We start from the raw sequence: 343 nt of genomic DNA on the forward strand, positions 1-343 counted from the left end.
ACGTCGGCGGTCGTGCCCGTCGAGGCCCGTGCCTGCGACCTCCCCGCCCGCGACGCGGGCGCGGCGCGGGTGCGGGTGGTCGACGACGCGCCCGACCTGGCGATGGTGCACGCCGCCGGGCCCCTGGACGACGGCGTGGTCGCCGGGCTCGACCCGGCCCGCCTGGACGCGGTGCTGGCGAGCAAGGCCGGTGCGGCCGGGCAGCTGCACGAACTGACGGAGACACGCCCGCTCTCGGCGTTCGTCCTGTTCTCCTCGACCGCCGGCGTGCTCGGCAACCCCGGCCAGGCCAACTACGCCGCCGCCAACGCGGCGCTCGACGCGCTCGCGGAGCACCGCGCGG

The 343-nt window shown here is 78.4% G+C and carries 1 protein-coding gene; it reads left to right on the top strand.

The features are described from left to right. Nucleotides 1-343: KR domain-containing protein (locus PUR56_RS02155; RefSeq protein WP_329947609.1), on the top strand; the 343-nt coding region annotated here is incomplete at both ends.

Source organism: Streptomyces sp. BE303 (assembly GCF_036290945.1).
Lineage (GTDB): Bacteria > Actinomycetota > Actinomycetes > Streptomycetales > Streptomycetaceae > Kitasatospora.